Origin of the sequence: Chitinophaga sp. RAB17 (assembly GCF_052114225.1) — a bacterium.
Taxonomy (GTDB): domain Bacteria; phylum Bacteroidota; class Bacteroidia; order Chitinophagales; family Chitinophagaceae; genus Chitinophaga.
The window spans coordinates 211245-236504 of sequence record NZ_JBFREI010000002.1; the positions used below are offsets into that span (position 1 = coordinate 211245).

Here is a 25260-nt window from a genome sequence, read left to right on the forward strand (position 1 = left end):
CAAATATGAAGTTAACTGTTGTTTGTTCCCTCTTGCTATTGCAGACCCTTTATGGTTTTACACAATCCCCCGGCAGATATGGAGTGATTATACATGAAATTATGCCCAAACCTTCTCCTGTGACGGGGCTGCCGCCTTATGAATATATAGAACTAAGAAATGTAAGCGGGGAGACAGTACAACTGAAAGACTGGCGACTCTCCGTCAATAAGCGGGAAGTATTGCTCCCGGCCTTTTTGCTACCCGCAGATAGCCTGGTCGTATTATGTACACCTGCTGCGGTAAATAGCTATAACATCTCCAATATCAGGGGGATAGACCGTTTCCCGGCACTGGCAGACGATAGCGCGTTGATAGTACTGTATGATCCGGCTAAAAGAGTAATACATGCGGTTGATTATCAACAGGGCTGGTATGGCAGCACTAAACCCAAAGGAGGTGTCAGTCTGGAAATGGTCAACGCTGCCCTTCCCTGTAGTGGAAAAATAAACTGGCACCTCAGCACCGCAGCAGCGGGTGGTACTCCCGGCAAAGCCAATGCAGTAGCCGCTATTACAACGGACAATACCCGGCCTGATCTGCTTTTTGCTACCATTACAGACAGTATGCATGTGTTACTGCAATTTAGCAAAACGCTGGACAGTGCACTGGCAGCAGATCCTACGCGCTATCAACTCACAGGAGGAATAAAGATAACCACCAGTATGGTAAGTCCTCCTTTATTTACCAGCGTGCAATTACAGCTATCTGCTCCTATTCATCCGCAGCAGGACTATATATTAAGTACAGGCGGCCTGGCTGGTTGTTATGGAGAAGTTAGTGGAGTCAATACCAGTATCACATTGGGAATGCCGCAGCCACCAGTGGCACAGGATGTGGTCATTAATGAAGTTTTGTTTTATCCGCCTCCGGGGGTACCTGAATTTATTGAGCTCTATAACCGCAGCCACAAAACCATAGAACTGGGGCAATTATATTTTTGTGCAAGAAAGACAGATGGAAAATTTGAAACATTTAAGAAAATAGCAACGGCAGGCCGGCTGTTGATGCCAGGACAATTCCTGGCCATTACTACAGATGGCCCCCTCCTATGCAGCCATTACGTCTGTAAAGCCCCGGAAAACATACAGGAGGTAAGTAGTTTGCCATCTATGCCTATGTCAGCAGGGAGAATCAGCTTACTGATGGCAGATAGTACTATTATAGATGAACTACCTTATACAGATGGACAACATTTTCCACTGGCCAGTGAGCTACAGGGCATTTCCCTGGAACGGTTGCAATATGACCGCCCTGCTGCCAGCGGAGATAACTGGCATTCTGCGGCGGCTACCGCGGGTTATGCTACTCCCGGTGCTCCTAATTCCCAGCGCTGGCCCGAAGCAGCGGATTCCCTGAATATTGTACTCGAACCGGCCTCCTTTACGCCGGATCATGATGGAATAGATGACTTTATGAAAATTTCCTGGCAACTGCCCGCCCCTGGCTTCGTTGGTAATATTACAATTTATGACATACGAGGCCGGACGGTTCGTTTCCTTGCCCGTAATATTTTAATGGGAAACAGTGGATATTTGCAATGGGATGGAATTGGTGAAAATGCAGTAGTTTTACCGTCAGGTATTTATATATTTTTTATAGAGATATTTAATCTCAAAGGACTTGTGAAACGCTGGAAACGCACGGTGGTCATGGCACGAAAGTTGACCTGACCGATTCCCCCGTTGCAGGCTTTTTACAGGTCAAAAATAGCAGCGGTCAATCTATTATAATTATTTATATTTGCGCTTCCTAAAAATTTGAACATGCAGTACAGAGAAATTGTTGCAGTAACCGGATTGGGCGGTTTGTTTCAGTTAGTAGCCAGCAAACAAGATGGCGCCATCGTAAGGTCACTGGAAGATAAAAGTACAAGGTTTGTATCTTCCCGCGTGCATAATTTTACTCCACTGGAAAGTATTGAAGTATTCACTACCGGCGAAAACGTAAACCTGGCTGAAGTATTTAAAGCCATGGATGAAAAAGCAGCGACATTCCCACCTGCAGCAGGTAAAGCAGATAACAATGCTATCAAAGCTTATTTCAAAAACGTATTCCCTGAATTCGATGAAGACAGAGTGTATGTGAGTGATATGAAGAAAATGGTGAAATGGTTCGGTATCCTCAAAGCAAACGATCTGTTGAAATTTGAAGAGATCCTGGCCGAAGGTGAAGGTGAAGTAGAAGAAGTGGTAGAAGAAACCGCTGCTCCTGAGAAAAAGAAGAAAGCCGCTCCAGCCGCTACTGAAGCAGCTGCAGAAGTAGCAACAGAAGAAAAGCCTAAAAAGGCACGTGCTAAAAAGGCTGAAAAAGAAGAAGGCGAAGAAGGTGCTGAAGAAAAAGCGCCTAAAAAAGCCAAAGCTAAGAAAGATGACGCGCCGGCAGCAGAAGGTGAAGAACCTAAAAAAGTTGCTAAGCCACGCAAGAAGAAAACAGAAGAATAGTAAGAATCGCGTTATTTGATTAGGATGAAGTAGCCGTCTGTTATCAGATAGCGAAAAGAAATAAGCAAATAACATAATAGCTCAGGCTTCTATTTACAGGATATCATGTCTGTAAATAGAAGCCTGAATCGTTTTAGGATTCCGGTTTTTTAACGATTCTTTTAATCAGATCCTATCGGCATTCGCACAAAAATCCCTAAATTTCTACATTCGAAAATTCAAAAATATTTGATAGCATGGATAATTTAAGTGCAGATATAAAAAAACTACCCCGTCAATTTCTCCCGGAAGATTTTCAGGTAACGACCTGGGATGGCCTGCAGCCCTACTTTGAAACCCTGCAGCAAAGACCTGTTAACAGTGTGGCAGACCTGGAAAAGTGGCTGAAAGATATGAGCGAACTGGAAGCTGTTATTAGTGAAGATGCCTGCTGGCGACAGATCCGCATGACCTGCGATACCAACAGTAAAGAGCTGGAAGAAGCATTTACCTACTTCTGCATGGAAATTCAGCCTAAACTGCAACCATACGCAGACGCACTCAACAAAAAACTCCTGGAAAGCCCCTTCCGTAAAGAGCTGGATCAGGACCTCTATAAAACCTATCTCCGCAATGTAGAGAAACAGGTAAAATTATTCAGGGCCGAAAATATTCCCATTCAGGCAGAATTGAGCGTAATGGCGCAGCAATACGGTGTTATTGCCGGTAAAATGAGCATTACAGTGAAAGACCAGGAATATACACTGCAACAAGCCGCAAAATTCCTGGAAAACAGTGACCGCACCCTGAGAGAAGAAGTATTCACTAAAACGGCTACACGCCGTTTGGCAGACAAACAGGCGCTGGATGAATTATATACGGGTCTCATACTAAAACGTGACCAGGTAGCCAGGAACGCCGGCTTCGCCAATTACCGTGACTATAAGTTTGAAGAACTGGGCCGCTTTGATTATACCAAAGAAGACGCCTTTCAGTTTCATGCTGCCATCAAAGCACACATTGTTCCGCTGGTACAGCAAATCCTCGAAGCGCAAAAGAAAAAATTGCAACTGGATACCTTAAAGCCATGGGATACGGACGCAGAACCCGTAGGCGTAAAACCACTGGAGCCATTCCGCACCGGAGATGAACTGGTGAATAAAGCCATCGAAACCTTTGACGAACTGGGTCCCTTCTTTGGTAATTGCCTTCGTGTAATGAAACAAATGGGGCGCCTGGATCTGGAAAGCCGCAAAGGCAAAGCACCAGGAGGTTATAACTGCCCATTGGCAGAAACCGGTGTACCTTTTATTTTTATGAATGCTGCCGGCCAGATGAAAGACCTTACTACCATGGTGCACGAAGGGGGCCATGCGGTACACTCTTTCCTGAGCCATCATCTGTCACTCAGTTCTTTCAAGGAGTACCCGATGGAAATAGCGGAAGTAGCCAGCATGAGCATGGAGCTGTTTACCATGGACTACTGGAATATTTTCTTTGATGATGCCACGCAACTTCGTCGTGCACGTCTGCAACAACTGGAACGTGCGATTACCATATTCCCGTGGATTGCTACCATCGATAAATTCCAGCATTGGATTTATGAGCACCCACAACATACAGTAGCAGAACGCACGGATAAATGGTTGGAAATTCTGAACGAGTTTTCTCCTGCAATTGTGGACTGGACAGGGCATGAAGACTACCGCGCCATTACCTGGCAGAAACAACTCCACCTGTTTGAAGTACCATTTTATTATATCGAATACGGTATTGCGCAACTGGGCGCCATTGCTATGTGGAAACAATTCAAGGAAAACAAAACGCAGGCATTGGATAATTACGTACAGGCGTTGAGTTTAGGTAACACTAAAACATTACCCGAATTGTATAAAGCAGCAGGAATTAAATTTGATTTCTCGCCGGCATATGTGAAGGAGTTAGCTGATTTCGTGAAGGCGGAAATAGAGAAGTTATAGCATCCGGCTAAAATGAAAAGCCACTGAGTAAATGATCTGCGGGTATCTTCCGCCCAGAACATTTACTCAGTGGCTTTTTCTTTCAGGTTTAAGCTCATTTGCACCCTTTACATACCCCACTCACCACTACTTCCACATTATGCATAGCATAACCTTTTGGAAGATGTATCTGCGGTACGTCTGTATCATCTAAACAGATCGTATTGCCACACTCCTCACATTTGAAGTGAATATGATGATCATGGTGATGATGCTCAGAACATTCCGACTTGCATACTGCATAGCGTACGGAAGTATCTGTCGTGGGTATTTTATGAATGATGCCTTTATCCAGGAATGTTTGTAAAGTACGGTAAACCGTAACGCGGTCAAATGATTTGCCCGCCAGTTTTTCGAAATCGCTATGTTCCAGTGCTCCATTGCTTTTCATAAAAAGCTCCAGGATTTTGGTCCTGGTTTCTGTTACACTTAGCTTACTATCACGTAAGAGACTGCCGATTCGTTCTGTTATTTGTTGCTTGGTGCCCATGATGAAAAAAATTTATTCTTCCATTAAACGGTCTATGTCTGTAATCAGCTTATTCACATCCTGCTGTTTGGTGCCTTCATATAAACCGCGTATCTGTCCGGTTTTATCTACCAGTGCAAACCACTGTGTATGTACAAAGTCCTCTTCTCCGGTATAAACGCCGTCATCTACCAGGTAAGCTTGTCTGGCCATACGATAGATTTGTTTTTTATCACCGGTCAGGAACCACCAGTTTTTTGCGTCCGCACCATGTTTGTCTGCATACGCTTTCAAAACAGGTACACTGTCATGATCGGGATCTACGGTGTGCGACAGGATCAGAAAATCGGGTTTGTCTTTATATTTTGCATACACCTTTTCCATATTAGCATTCATCTTCGGACAAATACCTGTGCAGGTGGTAAAAAAGAACTCTGACACATAAATTTTGCCTGCCACATCTGCTTTTGCTTTTGTGTTTCCATTTTGATCTATAAAGGAAAAACCAGGTACGGTATGTCCCGGTGCTCCCAGTATCGGCAGTTTTTCTTTTCCAATAAAAGAGCCTGTCTGATCCTTAATAACATAGGCAGAGTAGGCGAGAAAACCCGCGCTCAGCACCACAAAAAACGTAATAAGTATAATTGCTTTCTTCGACATAGGTATAATCCCCTGTTTTATTCAATATACAAAGGTAGCACATGTTTAACAGATGCCCAGCGCTGTATCCTTTCTCTTCTTTTTTTAACACGACTGCAACATTTTATAGTTGACGATTTAAATTATCTGATTAAATGCTCAAATTTAATTTGCAACATTGTTGCAAATTTATGTAGTTTTGTCGGAATAGAAAAACGGGGACATGGAAGATAATATTTTGAAGCGGATGAGCCTGGATACAATCGGAATTGGGGCTTCTCTGGCCTGCGCGGTGCATTGTGCCTTACTACCATTACTAATCACCGTATTACCCCTCCTGGGATCACATATCCTGGAGAATGAAAAGCTGGAGTATGGACTGCTGTTTTTTTCCTTCGGAGTAGGTTGCCTGTCGCTTGGACGGGGATATTTCCGCCATCACCGGCGCATAGCTCCGCTATTGATATTTACTGTGGGTTTCGCGCTGCTTTTAGGAGGGCACTTCGGTATTGCCGGTGGGTATTGGGAACCTGTGGTGATTTTCACTGGAGCAGCGGGTGTAACGGGAGCGCATATATTAAATCTGCGGCGTTGTAAACAATGTGTTGTTCATAAACACGGGTAGTATCAGCGGCGATAACATCGCCTATCGCAATATAATAAATCACATATGGAAAAATTACCTGTTACGGTGCTGAGTGGCTTTCTCGGCGCGGGGAAGACTACTTTGCTCAATCATGTGCTGCATAATCGTGAAAACCTACGTGTAGCCGTTATTGTTAATGACATGAGCGAAGTAAATATTGATGCACAGTTGGTGAGAAATGAAAACACACTTCACAAAACAGAAGAGCGACTGGTGGAAATGAGCAACGGCTGCATCTGTTGCACATTACGGGAAGATTTGCTGAAAGAAGTAGCTACTCTGGCAGCAGAAAAGCGCTTCGATTATTTGCTGATTGAATCTACGGGCATATCGGAACCGATACCGGTTGCACAAACCTTCTGCTACCAGGATGAGGCCAATGGTATTGATCTAAGCACCGTAAGCCAGCTGGATACGATGGTGACCGTAGTAGATGCTTTTAATTTTATGAGCGATTATGGGAGCATTGAACACCTGCATGCAAAAGGCCTGACAGAGGATGCAACAGATCAACGCACTATCGTTAACCTGTTAACAGACCAGGTAGAATTTGCTAATGTAATTGTGTTAAATAAATGCGACCTGGTAAGTAAGGAGAAACTGGGAAATCTGAAGGCCATACTGCGTAAGCTCAATGCCAATGCAAAGATCATCGAAGCCGTAAAAGGACAGGTACCATTGAAAGAAATACTGCATACAGGTTTATTTGATTTCGACACCACCTCGCAAAGTGCCGGCTGGCAGGCGGAATTGGAAAATGAACATACTCCCGAAAAAGCAGAATATGGTATCTCTTCATTTGTTTACCGCAGCAGAAAACCCTTTCATCCACAGCGCTTCTGGCAATATATCAATGAAAACTGGCCCGGTAATGTGATTCGTAGTAAAGGGTTATTCTGGCTGGCATCCCGTCCGGATATTGCGGTGAACTGGAGCCAGGCGGGCGGTTCTCTGCGCGCTGAAAAAGCAGGCTACTGGTGGTGCGCTATTCCCCGTAAGCAATGGCAACAGGATCGGGAAACGTATGAACTCATCACCAACCGATGGGACGAACGCTTTGCTGATCGCTATAATGAGTTGGTAATCATAGGTCAGGAGCTATCCGTACACGACATGATTATGGATCTGGATAGTTGCCTGTGCACAGAAGCAGRGATTAAAAACTTTAAAGAAGGCCATGTTTTTAGAGATCCTTTTCCTAATATTTAGACTAGACTAAAAATTAATTGAGACAAGTATAAAAATAGAATATAGTTTTGTTAAAATTTACAGCTCGGAAGTGTAATAATTGTTACTATCCAGAAATCCCTGTCTGTACTAAAAACCTACATTTTTTACACCCATGAAACATTTATCTGTATTACTATTTTTACTATTTCTTACAACACTAACATATGCACAACAAGGTACTCTTAAAGGAACTGTTACCAACAAGGATCGTAAGCCGGTACAATTTGCCAATGTTGCTATAAAGGACTTGCATACAGGGGCAACTGCCGATCAACAGGGCCTTTTCAATATTAAAAATATCACGCCCGGCACCTACGACATCAAAATTTCAATGGTAGGTTATCAACCTGTTATGCTCAGGAAAACAATTGTAGCAGGACAAACCACCATGGTGAGCATCTCTTTGGAAGAAGATTTATCAAAACTCAATGAAGTAGTGGTGACCGGYGTTTCCCGTGCTACCGCAGTTCGAAAAAATCCTATACCCATCGCTGTTATAGGTAAAAGAGAAATGAACATGAATGTGAATAATAACATCATCGATGCTATTATTAAAGGAGTGCCTGGTGTTAGCGCAGTAACTACCGGACCTAACATTTCAAAACCTTTTATTCGTGGCTTAGGATATAATCGTGTACTCACTTTGTTTGACGGCGTACGACAGGAAGGGCAGCAATGGGGCGATGAGCATGGTATTGAAATAGATCAGTATGGCATCTCCCGCGCAGAAGTAGTGAAAGGTCCTGCCAGCCTTACTTATGGCTCCGATGCCCTGGCGGGAGTAATCAATATGATTCCTGATATCCCTGAACTCACCCCCGGAAAATTACAGGGAAGCTTTCTCACAGATTATCATAGTAACAACGGTATGATTGGTTCTTCTTTAGGGTTAGCCTATGGAAGCAACGACTGGAAATATGTAGTTAGGGCTACTGCCAAAGCTGCACATAATTATCAGAATAAAATAGACGGATACGTGTATGGTACAGCTTTCCGTGAATATAATCTTACCGGCCTGGCAAGAGTTGATAAAGCCTGGGGGCACTCACAATTTGGGGCTACGTTATATGATAATACCCAGGAAATTCCGGATGGCAGCAGGGATTCGCTTACGCGTAAATTTACAAAGCAGGTAAAGGATGATGACGATATAAAAAACAGGCCATTGGTGCCGGAAGGAGACCTCCGTTCTTATACTATTAATCCGTTGCATCAGCGGATACAACATTACCGGGTGTACAACCATACAAAGTGGAATGTGGGTAATGGAGATATCAATGCCATGTTGGGAGCACAGCAAAGTATCCGGCGAGAATACAATCACCCGGAAATGCCCGTTCAACCAGGATTGTATGTAGTGCTCAATACACTCAACTACGATGTACGTTATAATTTACCGGTCATGGATGGCTTTGAAACAACCGTAGGTGTAAATGGTATGTATCAGTCCAACAAAAGTAAAAACGGTACCGATTTTCCAATCCCCGATTATAATCTGTTTGATATCGGTGCATTCTTTTTTGCAAAAAAATCTTTCGGTAAAGTAGATGTATCCGGAGGTATCCGTTATGATAGCCGTAGTATCCGCTGGAATGATTTTTATGTAGGACCTAATAATAAGAATGGATTTGAGCAGCATGTATCATTACCGGATACTGCTGGTGCACATCTGCAGTTTCCGCAGTTTAATCATCGCTACACGGGCATCTCGGGCAGCGTGGGAGCTACCTGGAATATCAGCGAACGTATACTGGTGAAAGCCAATATTGCCCGAGGCTACAGGGCGCCCAATATTACGGAGATTGGTTCCAATGGTCTTGATCCGGGGGCACATATTGTATACCTGGGTAACCGCGGTTTCAAGCCGGAGTTTAGTTTACAGGAAGATATTGGTATACAGGCCTGGTTACCGGATGTAGCTATCAGTGTAGAACTGTTTAATAATAATATTGAAAATTATATCTATCAGGCAAAGCTATATGACAATACAGGTAATCCTGTAGTGATAGTACCAGGCAATGCTACCTATAGTTATCAGCAATCAGCAGCCAGATTATATGGTGCGGAAGTAAGTGTAAATCTTCATCCCCGCGACATAAAATGGCTGACCATGAATAACAGTGTCGCTTACACGCAGGGCCGCAATGGCAATAAGGAGTTGATCCGTACACATGGAGACGAGGCACGTTATCTTCCTTTTATACCTCCGACGCATATACGTAGTGAATTAAAAGCCACCACACAACGCAATCATGGTATGTTTTCAAAAACATATGTTCGCGTAGAAGCGGATGTGATAGCTGATCAGCCGCATTTTTATGGGGTAGATGATACGGAAACATTTACACCAGGATATACTCTTTTTAACGCGGGGGCCGGTACTGGCATCGTTAATAAAAAAGGTAGAACAGTCTGTGAAATATTCCTGCAACTGGATAATGTATGGAATGTAGCTTACCAGGCCAATATGAACAGGTTGAAATATTTTGAGTATTACAACTCCTCTCCTAACGGTCACCTGGGAATTTATAATATGGGAAGAAATTTCAGCGCTAAAGTAATCGTACCTTTTTAGGTACGGTTACCACAGCTTGAGGCCCATTTTTATACCTATCTGTAAACTGGGTAATACACTCACCATTCTGCCATTATTCAGGGATAATGTATTGTTGTCGAAGTGATAAGTATTGTAGTGATATATTTTACTGCGGATACCCACGCCGATAAATGGATCCAGGATGAAACGGTCTTTCTTGAATTGCCGGCCTATTAAAAGTTGCAATCCTACTACACTTTTATCACCGGAGTCTGTATAGGTGGCGTTCTGGAAAGTATTATCGATGTTAGGGTAGAAAACTTTTTTGAAGAAGATCACCGGCTCAAAATAGGTGCCTGCTGCTCTGGCGGGTGCCATATCCCTTGAAATAAGATAGAGGCGTGCGCCTATACGGAAGCCGAGCCCACGGCCGTCTACAAATTGTTCCGTACTGATGTCCGGCTTTTTTTGCCCGATATCAATTTTTTTTGCCAATACGTAATCCGGGTAATCTGTATAAATACCACTGATGCCAATTTCGAGACTGAAATTATCGGATACCTCCTGTTCAAGGGAGATGTCCAGTTCATTTATCAATGTGGCAGGATTCACCTTGAGGTAGGTATTTCTGCTCCCCTGCTTTTTTTTTGCCTCCTGTGCAAAAGATGCTAAGGTGAGCAAACAGGATAACCATAGTAATAGCAATGTCTTTTTCATACAGTTGTAAGGGTTAGACTGGCTTTTAGGACCTTATTCCTGGCGTGTCTCAGTTTTAAAAATCAGACAATAATCGTTCCACAATTACCGGAAACCATTGGTGCTCCAAGGCTTGCACCTTTTGTGCTACAGTTACAGGGGTGTCTTCCGGCGTAACGATACAACGTTCCTGCAGGATCGTTTCTCCGTCGTCATATTTTTCATTCACATAGTGGATCGTAATACCGCTTTCTTTTTCCCCTGCTGCCACTACCGCTTCATGCACGAAGTGACCATACATACCTTTGCCGCCATATTTAGGTAATAATGCCGGATGTATATTAATGATACGGTTAGGAAATGCCTGTACCAGGTTAGCGGGTATTTTCCATAGAAAACCTGCTAACACCACAAGATCTGTTTGTTGTTCCTTTAATAATTGTACGTATTTATCTGAATGGAAAAATGATTCCTTTTCTATTAAAATACCCGGAATACCTTCACGTTCGGCAATTTGTAAAACACCTGCCCCCGCTTTATTGCAAACAATGAGGGAAACCCTGCCCTTGTCTGAGTGTCTGAGATGATCTATAATTTTCTGCGCGTTGCTACCTGCACCCGAAGCGAATATGGCGATATTTTTCAACTAAGTCTGTTTTAAAAATGTAAAATTACGAATTAGGAATTAAGAATTACGGATTTGTAGGGAGATCGTAAATGTGTAAATCTCCCCACAAATCCGTAATCCGTAATCCGTAATTCCTAATTCTTAATTCCTACTTCAGGTATTCTCCGCAACCCTGATAGGTTTTATCTTTTATCTGTACCTGCACCGAGTTGGGGCGCATCAGGCCACTCATATCATCTGAGCACATGCTGTTCCGGATGCTTACGGTGATGCCCGGGGTCGTATATACTTTGAGGGTATCTGTATCCGGGCGGGCGGGGGGCAGTGATGCCTGCACGCTGTCGCCGTTCATGGTATGGAAGCTGATTTTTTTGTTATCAAGGTCGAGGTTCCAGCCAGGTTCATTGCCATTGGCGGTAAACCGGATGCCGGACTTCAACTTTTCGGCGAGGAGGGTTCTGCGGTCGCCTCCTTCTACCGGTTTCAATATATAATTACTGGCCAGTACTCCTTCAATACGTTTTCCTTTGGTATCCAGGAGTAGTAGTTTGCCTTCGGTGGCGAGGAAGGAGCTGCTGTCTGTTTTCTTTTGGAGCATTACTGTGGAATCAGAGGTTTGTTTCCACGTGCCGGTTTGCACAGTAGCGACTCCTTGCCCCCTGCCCTGGTATGCCACCAGCTCACTGAAGGTATGGTCATCGTACAGGCTTACCTGGTAGTCCATACCGGGGCAGTCGGCACAGGGCAGGGTACCTTGGTAGGTGCCGGTTATATGTGTCGCTTTCGGGGTGGCGGAAGTGGTATTTTGTAAGGTACTGTCCGTCTGATGGGTGGTGGGATTATTATTGCAGGCCGCAATGGCAGCCAGCAGAAACGGGAGTATTACGCTTTTTTTCATGGGAACGATTTTTTGGTAGCAGATTGAACATTCTGGTTCGCTGGCAGGTTATTATGGTAAAAATAGCGACTCTCGTAGAAATTAATTGCGCTGACAGATAATATATTATATTGTGTAAGGAAGGATATAGGGGACCACTATCTGATTTTCATCTGCATCTATTATAATTATATCCCCGCAAACCTTGCCCCATGTTATGATGTAGACGAGCCTCCACAGAGGAATCGAACTTTCAATCAAAATAATAAGTTCTGAAAGGATATATTCGACAATTTGATTAAATAGGCCAGCAGCAAGACTTACAGCTCAATCATCGCTCAAAAAACAGGCTTCAAAAGGCATTCTATAAGACAATAATTTTTTTTAATTGTTGGTAAATTGTCAACATTCTGTCTTATTTTTGCTGGCACTTTTAAGAAACTTTAGGTCAAATCTAAACTATATAGGCTGTGTATCGTCGTGTTTCCATTCTTTTGCGCAAGCATTTTGTGAGTGTGCTTATTCTATGCGCTAGTATAGTAATTCCGTTTTCTTCAGTTAAGGCTGCGGATTCTGCGAAGGGTAAAGCATTATTCCAAACAAACTGCGCTTCATGCCATAATGTCCATAAGAAGCTGACAGGTCCTGCATTAGCGGGAGTTGCCGATCGCTGGCCCGATAAGAAATTATTGCACCAGTGGATCCATAACTCTGCTTCTGTACTGGCTACAGGGGACAAATATGCAAATGATCTCTTCAATGAGTACAACAAGACAGCGATGACATCTTTCCCATCATTATCCAATGATGAGATTGATGACATTCTTGAGTATGTGAAAGTTGAAGGGGGCAAACCTCAGGGACCTAAAGTTGTTGATCAACCAGAAGGTGCTCCTGATAAAGGCAATGACAACAGTTTACTGTTTGGTATCATTACCCTGATTCTCGCTGTAGTAGCGCTGATCCTGATGCAGATCAACAGCAATCTGAATAAGCTGGCTGGTGATAAAGAAGGTGTACCAACACCGGATCCTGTTCCTTTCTACAAAAACAAAGCTTACCTGGCACTCATTATCCTCGTGCTCTTCATGGTAGGTGGCTACTTAACTATTCAGGGAGCGGTAGGCCTGGGTCGTCAAAAAGACTACATGCCGGAACAACCGATCTTCTACAGCCATAAAGTGCATGCGGGTATCAACCAGATCAACTGCCTGTACTGCCACGCCGGTGCTGAAAAAAGTAAGCATGCTATGATTCCTTCTGAAAATATCTGTATGAACTGTCACAAGGCCATTAAGGAATACTCCGGTCCTGAGCTGACAACTGCAGAAGGTAAGAAGGTGAATGGTACTGCCGAAATTGCAAAATTATACGATTATGTAGGATGGGATCCTGAAGCTGGTAAATATACCAAGCCAGGCAGACCTATCGAATGGACTAAAATCCATAACCTGCCTGACCACGTTTACTTTAACCACTCTCAACACGTGGTGGCCGGTCAGCAACAATGTCAAACCTGCCACGGTGCCATTACAGAAATGGACGAAGTACACCAGTTTGCTGATCTCTCTATGGGATGGTGCATCAACTGTCACCGTACTACGAAAGTGCAGTTCGCTGACAACAACTATTACAGCATCTTCGAAAAGCTTCATCAGGATATTAAAGATAAGAAGATCGATAGCGTAACAGTTGAAATGGTAGGTGGTACTGAATGTCAAAAATGTCACTACTAGGATGGATTTAGAGAGATTTCTCTCAGATCAGAAGATATCAAATTTATAAACGTAACTCGTTAATATAACATGGAGCAAAAAAAGTATTGGAAAGGCTTGGAGGAGTTGCACAATACCGATGCGCATCAGGAAATTGTGAAGAACGAATTCAGTGAAGAACTGCCGTTCGAGAGTGAAGGCCTGTTGAATGCTACTACCCCCCGCAGGGATTTTCTTAAATATCTTGGTTTTACCACCGCTGCTGCCGCTATCGCTGCCAGCTGTGAGACACCGGTTAAGAAAGCTATTCCGTATGTAAACAAGCCGGAAGAAATTACCCCGGGCGTAGCCAATTATTATGCTTCTTCTTATTCCATTGATGGTGAATATGTACCAGTTGTGGTGAAAACCCGCGAAGGTCGCCCCATCAAAATGGAAGGGAATACTTTATCATCTATCACACAGGGCGCTACCTCTGCCAAAGTACAGGGCGCTGTACTGAGCCTGTATGATACTGCCCGTCTCCGTTTCCCATCTATCGGTGGTACGGAAACAACCTGGGCAGAACTGGATAAACAAGTAGGTGCAGCACTGGCCGGATTAGGCGGTGCTCCTGTTGTTTTATTAAGTTCCACTTTACTCAGCCCTTCTACCAAAAAAGTAATCGGCGAGTTCCTGGGCAAATATCCTAACTCACGTCATGTAGTATACGATGCGGTTTCTTACGCTGGTATGCTGCAGGCAAACGAAGCTTCCTACGGAAAAAGAGTGATCCCTTCTTACCACTTTGAAAATGCCAAAGTGATTGTAAGTCTGGCCGCCGATTTCATCGGAACCTGGTTAAACCCGGTTGAATACTCCCGCCAGTTTGCACAAACACGTAAGATCGATGCCAAGAAACCGGAAATGTCCAAACACTTCCATTTCGAAAGCAATATGAGTCTGACCGGTGCAAATGCGGATGAAAGATATACACACAAGCCTTCTGAAACTGGTGCAATCGCACTGGCACTGCTGGCAGCCGTAGGTGGTAGCGTAACTGCTCCTGCTATTGCTGACAAACGCGTAGCAGATGGTATCAAAAAAGCAGCGGAAGCACTGAAAGCTAATACCGGTAAAGCACTGGTAGTAAGTGGTTCCAATGATGTGAATGTACAAACCATCGTAAACGCTATCAATAACATTGTTGGCGCTAACGGTACTACCATCGATTTTGCTTCTCCTTCCAACTACCGTCAGGGTAGTGATAGCGATATGGCGAAACTGGTAAGCGATATGAACTCAGGAAGTATTGGTGCTGTATTGGTTTATGGCGCTAACCCGGCATATGACTACTTCGAAGCTTCCAAATTTGCAGATGGACTGAAGAAAGTGAAAGTAGCCGTTTCCTTCAACGAAAGAAACGATGAAACCACTGAACTGTGTAAATATGTTGCTCCGGATCATCACTTCCTCGAAAGCTGGAATGATGCAGAAGGTAGAACAGGCTACTACAGCTTTGCACAGCCTACTATCCTCCCACTGTTCAAAACACGCGCTATTCAGGATACTTTCCTTACCTGGTCTGGTAACACAGCTACCTGGGCGGACTACCTGAAAAATGAGTGGATCACCAAACTGGGTGGACAGGAAGGATGGGATAAAGCATTACAGGATGGTGTTGTTGAACCAGCTACTGCTCCTGCTTTAGGTGGTGCTTCCTTCGCCGGCGACGTTGCTGGTGCTGCAGGCAAAATCAACAGTGCTAAGAAAGGCGGTAAACTGGAACTGGTTCTCTACGAAAAAGTAGCGATCGGTAACGGTAAACTGGCTAATAACCCATGGTTACAGGAAATGCCGGATCCTATCACCCGCGCTACCTGGGATAACTACGCTTGTGTATCCAACACACTGGCAAAAACTTTCTCTACTCAATTAGGTGATGATTACGAAATCAACGCTGAAAAGAAAGTACTGAAAATTAAAACCAACGGTAAAGAACTCGAATTACCACTCCTGATCGTTCCTGGTATTCACCCTGAAGTAATCGCTATCGCAGTAGGTTACGGTCGTGGTGCAAACGTAGGAAGAGCAGCAGCCGGTATCGGTAAAAATGCTTATCCGCTGGTGAGCTACAACGGTCAGACTTTCGACTACTTCACTACAGATGCAACTGTTGAAGCGACCGGTGCTAAATATGCAATTGGCTTAACACAAACACATAATAGCTACGAAGGTCGTCCTATCGTTAAGGAAACTACTCTGGAAGAGTTTATCCACAACCCTAAAGAGGTAAACGAAGACCGACTGGAACTGAAGAAATTTGGTCCTGACTTCCGTAAGGATGCTACCCTGTATCCTAACTACAGCTACCCTGGTATCAAATGGGGCATGTCTATCGATCTGAACACCTGTTTCGGTTGTGGTGCATGTACGATTGCCTGCCAGGCAGAAAACAACGTTTCTGTTGTAGGTAAAGACGAAGTGGTGAAAGCGCATGAAATGCACTGGATCCGTATCGATCGTTACTTCAGCGGTGATGAAAACAATCCGGAAGTAGTGTTCCAACCAATGCTGTGTCAGCATTGTGATAACGCTCCTTGCGAAAACGTTTGTCCTGTAGGTGCTACCAACCACAGTTCTGAAGGTATTAACCAGATGGCTTATAACCGTTGTATCGGTACCCGTTACTGCGCTAATAACTGTCCTTATAAAGTACGTCGCCTGAACTGGAGAGACTGGAATGGTGCTGACAGCTTTGAAAATAACCTGTACGATGTAGCTGATATGAACGATAACCTCACCCGTATGGTACTGAACCCTGATGTAGTGGTTCGTAGCCGTGGTGTGATGGAAAAATGTTCCTTCTGCGTACAACGTCTGCAGGAAGCTAAACTGGATGCGAAGAAAGCAGGTCACCCATTGAAAGATGGAGCTGCTAAAACCGCCTGCCAGCAAGCTTGTGGTGCTGATGCCATCGTATTTGGTAACATCAACGACAAAAACAGCGAAATCTATAAGATCCGCAACGAAATGCAGACAGACAGGTTATACTATGTGTTGGAAGAAACACACGTACTGCCTTCTATCAGCTACCTGGCTAAGATCAGAAACAAGGATGCCGCTCCTAAAGCAGAAAAAGAACCTGCTCATAAGGAAGAAGCGCATCACGCGTAATAGATCTTAACAGGAAATCGTTAGGAGATAAAGACAGAAAGAAGTTACAGAATCTGAGATCATAACAAAAGACAAGGGCTAGTAGCTAGAAGCTAGCAGCTAAAAGCTTATAGAATATGCATTTAAAATACGAATCCACACTGAGAGAACCTTTAGTAGACGGGGTTAAGGATTATCACCAGGTAACGGAAGATATCATTAGTCCCATTGAAGGGAAGCCTGGAACACTGTGGTATGTAGGCTTTTTTATATCCCTGACACTGTTGGGCTTCGGCGCATTTTCAGTGTTCTGGCAGATCTATTTCGGTGTCGGAGTATGGAATCTGAATAAAACCATCGGTTGGGGTTGGGATATTACCAACTTCGTATGGTGGGTAGGTATTGGTCACGCCGGTACGCTGATTTCCGCTATCCTCCTCCTGTTCCGCCAGGGCTGGCGTACAGGGGTAAACCGTGCAGCAGAAGCGATGACTATCTTCGCGGTAATGTGCGCCGGTCAGTTCCCGATCATTCACATGGGTCGTGTATGGATGGCATTCTTCATCCTGCCTTACCCAAACACCCGCGGCCCGGTATGGGTTAACTTTAACTCTCCGCTCCTCTGGGACGTATTTGCGATCTCTACTTACTTTACCGTATCACTGTTATTCTGGTACTCAGGTTTATTACCGGATTTCGCTACGGTTCGTGACAGAGCTAAAACTAAATTACGCAAGTTATTATATGGTGTAGCAGCATTCGGCTGGACCGGTTCTACCAAACACTGGCAACGTCATGAAGCACTGTCACTGGTATTGGCAGGTTTATCTACACCACTGGTACTGTCTGTACACACCATTGTATCTTTTGACTTTGCGACTTCTGTAATTCCTGGTTGGCATACTACCATCTTCCCTCCCTACTTCGTAGCGGGTGCGATCTTCTCCGGATTTGCGATGGTACAAACACTGCTGATCATTACACGTAAAATATTACACCTGGAAGAATACATCACCCTTGGACACATGGAAGCCATGAACAAGGTAATTGTATTAACCGGTTCCGTAGTAGGTTGCGCTTACCTGACTGAGTTATTCATGGCATGGTACGGTGCTAACCCTTACGAATTCGATACCTTCTTTAAATATCGTGCAGCTGGTCCGTTAGGTTGGTCTTACTGGATCATGATGACCTGTAACGTAATCACTCCACAGGTGTTCTGGTTCCGTAAAATGAGAAGAAATGTTGCCGTGACTTTCGTGATGTCAATCATTGTGAACATCGGTATGTGGTTCGAGCGTTTCGTAATCATCTGTACTTCACTGTACCGCGATTACCTGCCATCCAGCTGGGCTTACTATCGTCCATCCTGGCCTGAAGTAGGTTTCTACATGGGTACTTTCGGTCTGTTCTTTACCTGCTTCTTCCTGTTTGCTAAATACTTCCCGGTAATCGCAGTAGCTGAGATCAAGGCTATCCTGAAGACTTCCGGTGAGAACTACAAAGAGAAAATGGAAGTTTACGAAGAAGAGAGCGCTGAGAAATTTGCACACGATGTAGCTCACGCTCACTAATAGACGAATTAAGAGAACTAATTACCTGGAATTTGAATTTTTAAATATATGGCTGTTAAAAAATTTGTTGTAGGCTTGTTTGACGATGAGGCAGTGTTGTTTCCGGCAGTAAAGAAAGTACGCACTGCAGGTTACAAATTGCACGATGTATATACTCCTTTTCCTATTCACGGCCTCGATCATGCAATGGGTTTAAGAGAAACCAGTCTGCACACAGCCGGTTTCATATATGGTATCACTGGTACTACTACCGCATTATCCTTCATGAGTTGGGTATTTAACGTAGACTGGCCGCTGAACATTGGTGGTAAACCACATTTCCCGTTGCCTGCTTTTATTCCCATCACTTTTGAGTTGACCGTATTATTTGCGGCAGTAGGTATGGTGATGACTTTCTGTTACCTCTGTCAACTGATGCCAGGTGTGAAAAAACACATCTTCCATCCAAGACAAACAGATGATAAGTTTGTAATGGTGATAGAACTGACAGAAAAAACGAATGCAGAAGAAGTGAAAAGCTTCCTCGCCGCTGCAGGTGCAAAGGATATCAATGAGCAAAAGGCTGAAGCAGGATGGTGGTTCGGAAGGTATGATAAGGACGATGAGCCTTATCTCCGTAAGATTCAGACCGCAAACGCTTAATTATACTAACAGCTAAAACATACCGTTGCGACATTAGGATTTGAGCAAGCAAGAACTAATGAAAGCTAGATAAATAATTTCTGATGAAAAGGACTTCCAACATATTGATTGTAGCCGCATTGGCAACTGGAGCTTTCCTGGCAGCCTGTAACAGAGGGGAGCATAACAGAAAGCCCGGCAGGATTTATATGCCAGACATGTATGAATCCCGTGCGTATGAGTTTTATAGTGCTCGTTTGTCAGGCCTGAAGCCAGTGGAAGGAACAGTAAAAAGAGGTGAACTTTTGCCATACCATCTGAAAGAATCAGATACGGCACTGGCTAATCTGGTGAAAAATCCATTAACTATCACGCCAACTGATCTTAAAGAAGGCGAACGTTTATTTAATATCTACTGCGGTATCTGCCATGGTACAGCTTTAGATGGTAATGGTCCTTTGTACAAAGGTGGTGATGGACCTTATCCTGCCGCTCCTGCTAACCTGGTTGCCGGTGCAAAATCCGGTTACACGGAAGGCCGCCTGTTTCACGTGATGACCTATGGTTATAACATGATGGGTAGCTACGCCAGCCAGCTCGACAGAGAACAGCGCTGGAAGATTGCTGCCTATATCAAGAGCAAACAGCCAGGTGCTGCCGCCCCGTCTGAAGCTCCTGCTAAAGATAGTAGCGCAATTGCAGCTAAATAAATGAGTTAAAACTGAATTTCAATCAAGTATTTTAATATACAGTAATGAAAGACCAATTTGTAGTACCGGCAAGATTAAAAAAGACCAGCTTCGTGTTAATGGGCGTGGGCTTGCTGACGTTATTGATCGGATTAATTGCGTTTCAAGGTGAGAACGCCACACGGTTTTGGGCCGGTCTGTTGCAAAACAGCAGCTTCTTTTTGCTGATTACATTGGCGAGCACCTTCTTTATAGCTGCTACTACCCTGGCACATGGTGGCTGGCAGATCGCTTTTCGCCGTGTACCTGAAGCTATTTCAATGGCAGTACCAGTATTAGCTGCCATCTTATTTGTGATCGTAATGATCCTCGTATTCGGAGGAAAAGAAGATATCTACCACTGGGTGAATGCTCACCATGTGGCAGAAGATAAAATCCTTACCTGGAAATCTGCTTTCCTGAACAAAGGATTTTTCACTGTAGCTACCATTCTTACACTGGGCCTCTGGATATTCTTTACCCTGAAGCTCCGTAAAATGTCTATCGAAGAAGATGGATGGGATCTGCGTCCTGAAACAGGCCGTAAATTACTCTGGAGAAATACTGTTGTATGCGGTGGCTTCCTGGTAGTTTTCACCCTCAGCGTTGGTTCTACCACTCCATGGGTATGGTTAATGAGTATCGATGCACATTGGTTCTCTACCATGTATAGCTGGTACACTTTTGCCAGCACCTGGGTATCCGGTCTGTCCCTGATAGCACTGTTCGTTGTATATCTCAAGAAACATGGTTATCTCACATATGTAACAGAAGAGCACCTGCATGACTTAGGTAAATTCATGTTTGCATTCAGTATCTTCTGGACTTACCTCTGGTTCTCTCAGTATATGCTGATCTGGTACGCCAACATGCCGGAAGAAACTGAATACTTCCAGCCACGTGTTTGGGGCCAGTGGAGACCAATTTTCTTCCTGAACCTCCTGATCAACTTTGTAACGCCGTTACTGTTCCTGATGAAAAGGGACACCAAACGTAATTATACTGCCGTTGTATTCATCGCTATCGTGATCATCTTCGGTCACTGGCTGGATTTCTGGCAGATGGTTTATCCAGGCACTGTTAAACACCTGGTATTCCCCTGGTATGAATTCGGACTTGGACTTGGTTTCGTGGGACTGATCATTTTCCTGGTATCCAATCAGCTTACCAAAGCTTCATTGGTTCCAAAAAATCATCCTTACCTGAAAGAAAGTATCATTCATCACACCTAATAGGTGATCAAGGAGATTAGGCAATAGAAAAGCATTAGATAACTTAATTATTTCATATAGCAATGTCAGGATTTTTAGCAGTCTTAGTTGTTGTTCTCATATTCATAGTCATCTTCCAGATTGCGAAGGCGAGCGAATATGTGTCCATATTGAAGGGAGAAAAGAAAGCGCGCGAGCAAAGTAACCGTATAAATGGTTTCCTGCTGATTGCATTCCTGGTGCTGGGGCTTATAGGAGTGTACTACTGTAACGATTTGCTGAAAGGCAAAATCCTGGGCGAATCTGCTTCAGAACAGGGAGAAGGCGTTGATACCCTCATCTACGTAACACTCGCCATCACTGGTGTGGTGTTCGTTCTTACCCAGATCGCGCTGTTCTGGTTTGCATTTAAATACCAGGAAAAAGAAGGCCGTAAAGCATTTTACTTTCCGCATAATAATAAACTGGAAGTTATCTGGACTGTTATTCCAGCGATCGCATTAACCGTACTGGTAGCTTTCGGTCTGAAACATTGGTTCCAACTGACTTCAGATGCTCCAAAAGATGCACAGGTAGTAGAAGTAATCGGTAAACAGTTTAACTGGATCTTCCGCTATCCCGGTAAAGATGGGCAGCTGGGTCGCCGCGACTTCAAAAATATCGATCCATCTGCAGGTAACGAATTAGGTCTGGACTGGAATGATCCGCTGAATAAGGATGATTTTATGCCTACCGAACTCCACCTGGTAGTAGGTAAACCGGTTAAATTTGTGATCGGTTCCCGTGACGTTATCCATGACGTAGGTTTATCGCACTTCCGCCTGAAAATGGATGCGGTGCCAGGTATCCCTACTACACTCTGGTTTACACCTAAATTTACCACCAAACAAATGCAGGAAAAAACCGGTAACCCGGATTTCACATTCGAAATTTCCTGTGATCAGATGTGTGGTAGCGGTCACTACTCCATGAGAGGCGTAATAGTTGTAGAAACACAGGCTGAATACGACGCCTGGGTTGCTAAACAAAAATCTACGTACGATTTGACACATCAGCCTGCCGCTCCTGCAGCAGCAGACAGCACACAAAAAGTAGTAGCAGCTAACAAGTAAGCTGTAATTTTGTGTAGAAGAATTTTTGACGGAGTACAATTAAAAACAATAAAGACAAACTGACAAACGACGATACTTCCCGGGCGTTAGTTTATAATAAACCGAACCGATTATGAGTAACGAAGCAACATTGCACAGTCAACAGGAGGTAATGCACGGAGCGCATGATCATCATGATCATGAGCACCATCATGAAGACAGTTTCATTTCGAAATATGTGTTCAGCATGGATCATAAAATGATCGCCAAACAATTCCTGATTACTGGTATCGTTTGGGCTATCATTGGTGCCTTCTTCTCTGTTCTGTTCCGTTTGCAACTTGGTTTTCCCGATGCTACTTTCCCCTGGCTGGAAAGCATCCTGGGTCATTGGGCTAAAGGTGGCCGCATTTCAGCGGAAGCATATTATGCATTGGTAACAATGCACGGTACCATCCTTGTATTCTTTGTATTGACTGCCGGTTTGAGCGGTACCTTCTCTAACCTGCTGATTCCTTTGCAGGTAGGTGCGCGTGACATGGCCTCTCCTTTCATGAACTGTCTGAGCTATTGGTTCTTCTTCCTGGCTAGTATGGTAATGATGGCATCCCTGTTTGTTCAAACAGGTCCTGCTTCCGGAGGTTGGACGATGTATCCGCCACTGAGTGCTTTAGGTGATGCTTCTATCGGTTCTAAAGTAGGGGTGGATTTATGGTTAACCAGTATGGCACTGTTTGTTGTTTCTCAGCTGCTCGGTGGTTTGAACTACATCTCTACACTGCTGAATATGCGTACCAAAGGTATGGCGATGACCAAAATGCCTTTGACTATCTGGTCATTCTTCTTTACTGCTGTATTAGGTGTACTGTCTTTCCCTGTATTGCTGTCAGGTTTCATCCTGCTGCTGATGGATCGTCACGCTGGTACCAGCTTCTACCTGTCCGATATCTTTATCGCTGGTAAAGCATTGGCAAATGAAGGTGGTAGTGCTATTCTCTATCAACATTTATTCTGGTTCTTAGGTCACCCTGAAGTATATATCATTATCCTCCCTGCAATGGGTATGGTATCTGAAGTATTAGCGGTAAGCGCACGCAAACCTATCTTCGGTTACCTGGCAATGATCGGTTCCCTGTTCGCTATCTGTATCCTGGCCTTCCTGGTTTGGGCGCACCATATGTTCGTTACAGGTCTGAATCCGTTCCTGGGTGCATTCTTCGTACTCTTAACCTTATTGATTGCGGTACCATCTGCTATCAAGGTATTTAACTGGATCACTACTATCTGGAAGGGTAATATCAACTTTACACCTGCTTCCCTGTTCTCTATCGGTTTTGTGAGCACTTTCATCTCCGGTGGTTTAACAGGTATCTGGTTAGGTAACTCTTCTATCGATATTCACCTGCATGATACCATGTTCGTAATTGCCCACTTCCACATTGTAATGGGTGTATCTGCGTTCTTCGGTATGTTTGCCGGTATCTACCACTGGTTCCCTAAATTATACGGACGTTTCATGAACCAGACGATCGGTTTCATCCACTTCTGGGTAACTATGATCGGTGCTTACCTGATCTTCTGGCCTATGCACTACGAAGGTATGGCGGGTATGCCAAGAAGATACTATGATGTATCCGGTTGGGCTTCCTTCAAACAGTTTGGTGGTCTGAACGAATTCATCACTATCGTGGTAATCCTTGTATTTGCAGTACAGCTCCTGTTCGTGTTCAACTTCTTCTACAGCATTTTCAAAGGTAGAAAGATGACCACACTGAACCCATGGAACGCAACTACCCTGGAATGGACTACACCAATCCATGCTGGTCACGGTAACTGGCCTGGTGAAATTCCTGAAGTATACCGTTGGGCTTATGACTATAGCAAAGATGGAAGAGATTTCATTCCGCAGACTGAGCCAATTGGACCTAATGAATCAGCGCACTAAAATATAGTTCGGAATTCCGGCAGGAAGAAACCCTTTAAAGGAAAATCTTCCTCCCGGGATTTTGTTCACTGTGATGTTTGTAAATTTGTTCCGGACTTAAAACCGGAATGTGGCTAGAAATAAAATGTTGCAAGAAAACTCCATAAAATTGTCGTCATCGTATGCAGTAGCCAGTAAGGCGAAGGACTACTCTCAACTGATGAAGTTTAATCTCACCTTTATGGTGGTATTTTCGTCTGTGGTGGGTTATCTGCTGGTACCTGGAGTGGAGTTTAACTTAATAAAAGTTCTTTTATTATTTGCCGGTGGTTTGCTGGTTTCCGGATCTGCAAATACCATTAACCAGATATGGGAGAAGAATACAGATAAACTGATGGCCCGTACCGCTGTTCGTCCATTGCCTTCAGGGCGGATGAACGATAGCGAAGCGATTGTGCTGGCAGTAGTAACCGGGGTGGCAGGTATCCTTATCATGGGATATTGTTTTAACTGGTTATCAGCTTTACTGAGCCTGGTTTCCCTGGTGATGTATGGTTTCGTATACACACCCTGGAAAAAATGGAATTCGCTGGCCGTACTGGTAGGTGCTATTCCTGGTGCTATGCCTCCGTTGATCGGTTGGGCAGCGGGCGCCAATAACCTGGCAGAAGGTGGCTGGTCTTTATTTGCTATCCAGTTTCTGTGGCAGTTTCCGCATTTCTGGGCCATTGCCTGGATTGCGTATAAAGACTATGCGAAAGCAGGCTTCAGAATGTTGCCTGGTAGTGGAGAACCCAACAAGTACACAGCCATACAGGCTGCTATGTACACCTTGTTGCTGATTCCTGCCGGCGTTGCACCTTACCTCTTGAAAATCACTGGCAGTATCTCTGCAATAGTGGCTATTCTTGCGGGTATTTTCTTCCTCTACAGAGCTATTAACCTGTACAGAAAGAATGATGTTCCTGCCGCACGCAAACTCATGTTCGGATCTTATATTTATCTGACTATTGTTCAGCTGGCTCAGCTACTGGACAAAGCATAAAATGAAAAGAGGAGT

20 protein-coding genes are annotated in these 25260 nt (G+C 44.2%); 15 read left to right on the plus strand and 5 right to left on the minus strand.

The window, feature by feature from the left end:
- Positions 1 to 5: 5 nt before the first annotated feature.
- The 3 genes from AB4Z08_RS06800 (at position 6) to AB4Z08_RS06810 (ending at position 4441) form a co-directional block, all read left to right on the plus strand.
- On the plus strand, positions 6 to 1712 hold the full coding sequence (locus AB4Z08_RS06800; protein ID WP_441572976.1) for a lamin tail domain-containing protein: 1707 nt from the start codon (positions 6 to 8) through the stop codon (positions 1710 to 1712).
- A gap of 93 nt (positions 1713 to 1805) precedes the next feature.
- Positions 1806 to 2483: a DUF5606 family protein gene (locus AB4Z08_RS06805; protein WP_441572977.1), complete on the plus strand. Its 678-nt coding sequence runs from the start codon at positions 1806 to 1808 to the stop codon at positions 2481 to 2483.
- A gap of 236 nt (positions 2484 to 2719) precedes the next feature.
- A complete protein-coding gene (locus AB4Z08_RS06810; protein ID WP_441572978.1) occupies positions 2720 to 4441 on the plus strand; it encodes a M3 family oligoendopeptidase in 1722 nt (573 codons plus the stop codon).
- A 94-nt stretch (positions 4442 to 4535) separates the two neighbouring features.
- On the opposite strand, the gene AB4Z08_RS06815 is transcribed toward AB4Z08_RS06810, so the two are convergent.
- Together AB4Z08_RS06815 and AB4Z08_RS06820 are read right to left on the minus strand one after the other, a co-directional pair.
- Positions 4536 to 4970, minus strand: coding sequence for a Fur family transcriptional regulator (locus AB4Z08_RS06815; RefSeq protein WP_441572979.1), 435 nt, complete (start codon positions 4968 to 4970; stop codon positions 4536 to 4538).
- A 12-nt stretch (positions 4971 to 4982) separates the two neighbouring features.
- Complete coding sequence (locus tag AB4Z08_RS06820; RefSeq protein ID WP_441572980.1) at positions 4983 to 5609, minus strand: SCO family protein; 627 nt, start codon at positions 5607 to 5609, stop codon at positions 4983 to 4985.
- Between the two features lie 202 nt (positions 5610 to 5811).
- Here AB4Z08_RS06820 and AB4Z08_RS06825 point away from each other — a divergent pair, with 202 nt between their 5' ends.
- The 3 genes from AB4Z08_RS06825 to AB4Z08_RS06835 all read left to right on the plus strand — a co-directional run bounded on the left by AB4Z08_RS06825 (position 5812) and on the right by AB4Z08_RS06835 (position 10039).
- The gene (locus tag AB4Z08_RS06825) at positions 5812 to 6213 is read left to right on the plus strand and encodes a MerC domain-containing protein (RefSeq protein WP_441572981.1); all 402 of its coding nucleotides are present in this window, start codon (positions 5812 to 5814) and stop codon (positions 6211 to 6213) included.
- Positions 6214 to 6258: 45 nt separating this feature from the next.
- The gene (locus AB4Z08_RS06830; protein ID WP_441572982.1) at positions 6259 to 7443 is read left to right on the plus strand and encodes a GTP-binding protein; all 1185 of its coding nucleotides are present in this window, start codon (positions 6259 to 6261) and stop codon (positions 7441 to 7443) included.
- Positions 7444 to 7576: 133 nt separating this feature from the next.
- Positions 7577 to 10039 (plus strand): TonB-dependent receptor, encoded by a 2463-nt coding sequence (locus AB4Z08_RS06835; protein ID WP_441572983.1) that lies wholly within the window; start codon positions 7577 to 7579, stop codon positions 10037 to 10039.
- Positions 10040 to 10045: 6 nt separating this feature from the next.
- On the opposite strand, the gene AB4Z08_RS06840 is transcribed toward AB4Z08_RS06835, so the two are convergent.
- From AB4Z08_RS06840 to AB4Z08_RS06850, 3 genes are all read right to left on the minus strand, one after another.
- Positions 10046 to 10717, minus strand: a complete 672-nt coding sequence (locus tag AB4Z08_RS06840) for a hypothetical protein (RefSeq protein WP_441572984.1) — start codon at positions 10715 to 10717, stop codon at positions 10046 to 10048.
- Positions 10718 to 10772: 55 nt separating this feature from the next.
- Complete coding sequence (gene purN / locus AB4Z08_RS06845; protein ID WP_441572985.1) at positions 10773 to 11342, minus strand: phosphoribosylglycinamide formyltransferase; 570 nt, start codon at positions 11340 to 11342, stop codon at positions 10773 to 10775.
- 130 nt (positions 11343 to 11472) lie between these two features.
- Positions 11473 to 12222 carry a copper resistance protein NlpE N-terminal domain-containing protein gene (locus AB4Z08_RS06850; RefSeq protein ID WP_441572986.1) on the minus strand — a complete coding sequence of 250 codons (750 nt, stop codon included), beginning with the start codon at positions 12220 to 12222 and terminating at the stop codon, positions 11473 to 11475.
- Between the two features lie 494 nt (positions 12223 to 12716).
- Here AB4Z08_RS06850 and AB4Z08_RS06855 point away from each other — a divergent pair, with 494 nt between their 5' ends.
- The 9 genes from AB4Z08_RS06855 (at position 12717) to cyoE (ending at position 25245) form a co-directional block, all read left to right on the plus strand.
- Entirely contained in the window at positions 12717 to 13937 is a 1221-nt protein-coding gene (locus tag AB4Z08_RS06855; RefSeq protein WP_441573951.1) for a c-type cytochrome, read from the plus strand.
- Between the two features lie 69 nt (positions 13938 to 14006).
- Positions 14007 to 17072: a TAT-variant-translocated molybdopterin oxidoreductase gene (locus AB4Z08_RS06860; protein WP_441572987.1), complete on the plus strand. Its 3066-nt coding sequence runs from the start codon at positions 14007 to 14009 to the stop codon at positions 17070 to 17072.
- 116 nt (positions 17073 to 17188) lie between these two features.
- Entirely contained in the window at positions 17189 to 18625 is a 1437-nt protein-coding gene (nrfD, locus tag AB4Z08_RS06865; protein WP_441572988.1) for an NrfD/PsrC family molybdoenzyme membrane anchor subunit, read from the plus strand.
- 48 nt (positions 18626 to 18673) lie between these two features.
- Entirely contained in the window at positions 18674 to 19267 is a 594-nt protein-coding gene (locus tag AB4Z08_RS06870; RefSeq protein WP_441572989.1) for a DUF3341 domain-containing protein, read from the plus strand.
- 83 nt (positions 19268 to 19350) lie between these two features.
- A complete protein-coding gene (locus AB4Z08_RS06875) occupies positions 19351 to 19956 on the plus strand; it encodes a c-type cytochrome (protein ID WP_441572990.1) in 606 nt (201 codons plus the stop codon).
- A gap of 44 nt (positions 19957 to 20000) precedes the next feature.
- The gene (locus tag AB4Z08_RS06880; protein ID WP_441572991.1) at positions 20001 to 21206 is read left to right on the plus strand and encodes a quinol:cytochrome C oxidoreductase; all 1206 of its coding nucleotides are present in this window, start codon (positions 20001 to 20003) and stop codon (positions 21204 to 21206) included.
- A 62-nt stretch (positions 21207 to 21268) separates the two neighbouring features.
- Positions 21269 to 22297, plus strand: a complete 1029-nt coding sequence (locus AB4Z08_RS06885) for a cytochrome c oxidase subunit II (protein WP_441572992.1) — start codon at positions 21269 to 21271, stop codon at positions 22295 to 22297.
- Between the two features lie 112 nt (positions 22298 to 22409).
- Positions 22410 to 24221 (plus strand): cytochrome c oxidase subunit I, encoded by a 1812-nt coding sequence (locus AB4Z08_RS06890; RefSeq protein ID WP_441572993.1) that lies wholly within the window; start codon positions 22410 to 22412, stop codon positions 24219 to 24221.
- Between the two features lie 148 nt (positions 24222 to 24369).
- Positions 24370 to 25245 carry a heme o synthase gene (gene cyoE / locus AB4Z08_RS06895; protein WP_441572994.1) on the plus strand — a complete coding sequence of 292 codons (876 nt, stop codon included), beginning with the start codon at positions 24370 to 24372 and terminating at the stop codon, positions 25243 to 25245.
- Positions 25246 to 25260: the final 15 nt, after the last annotated feature.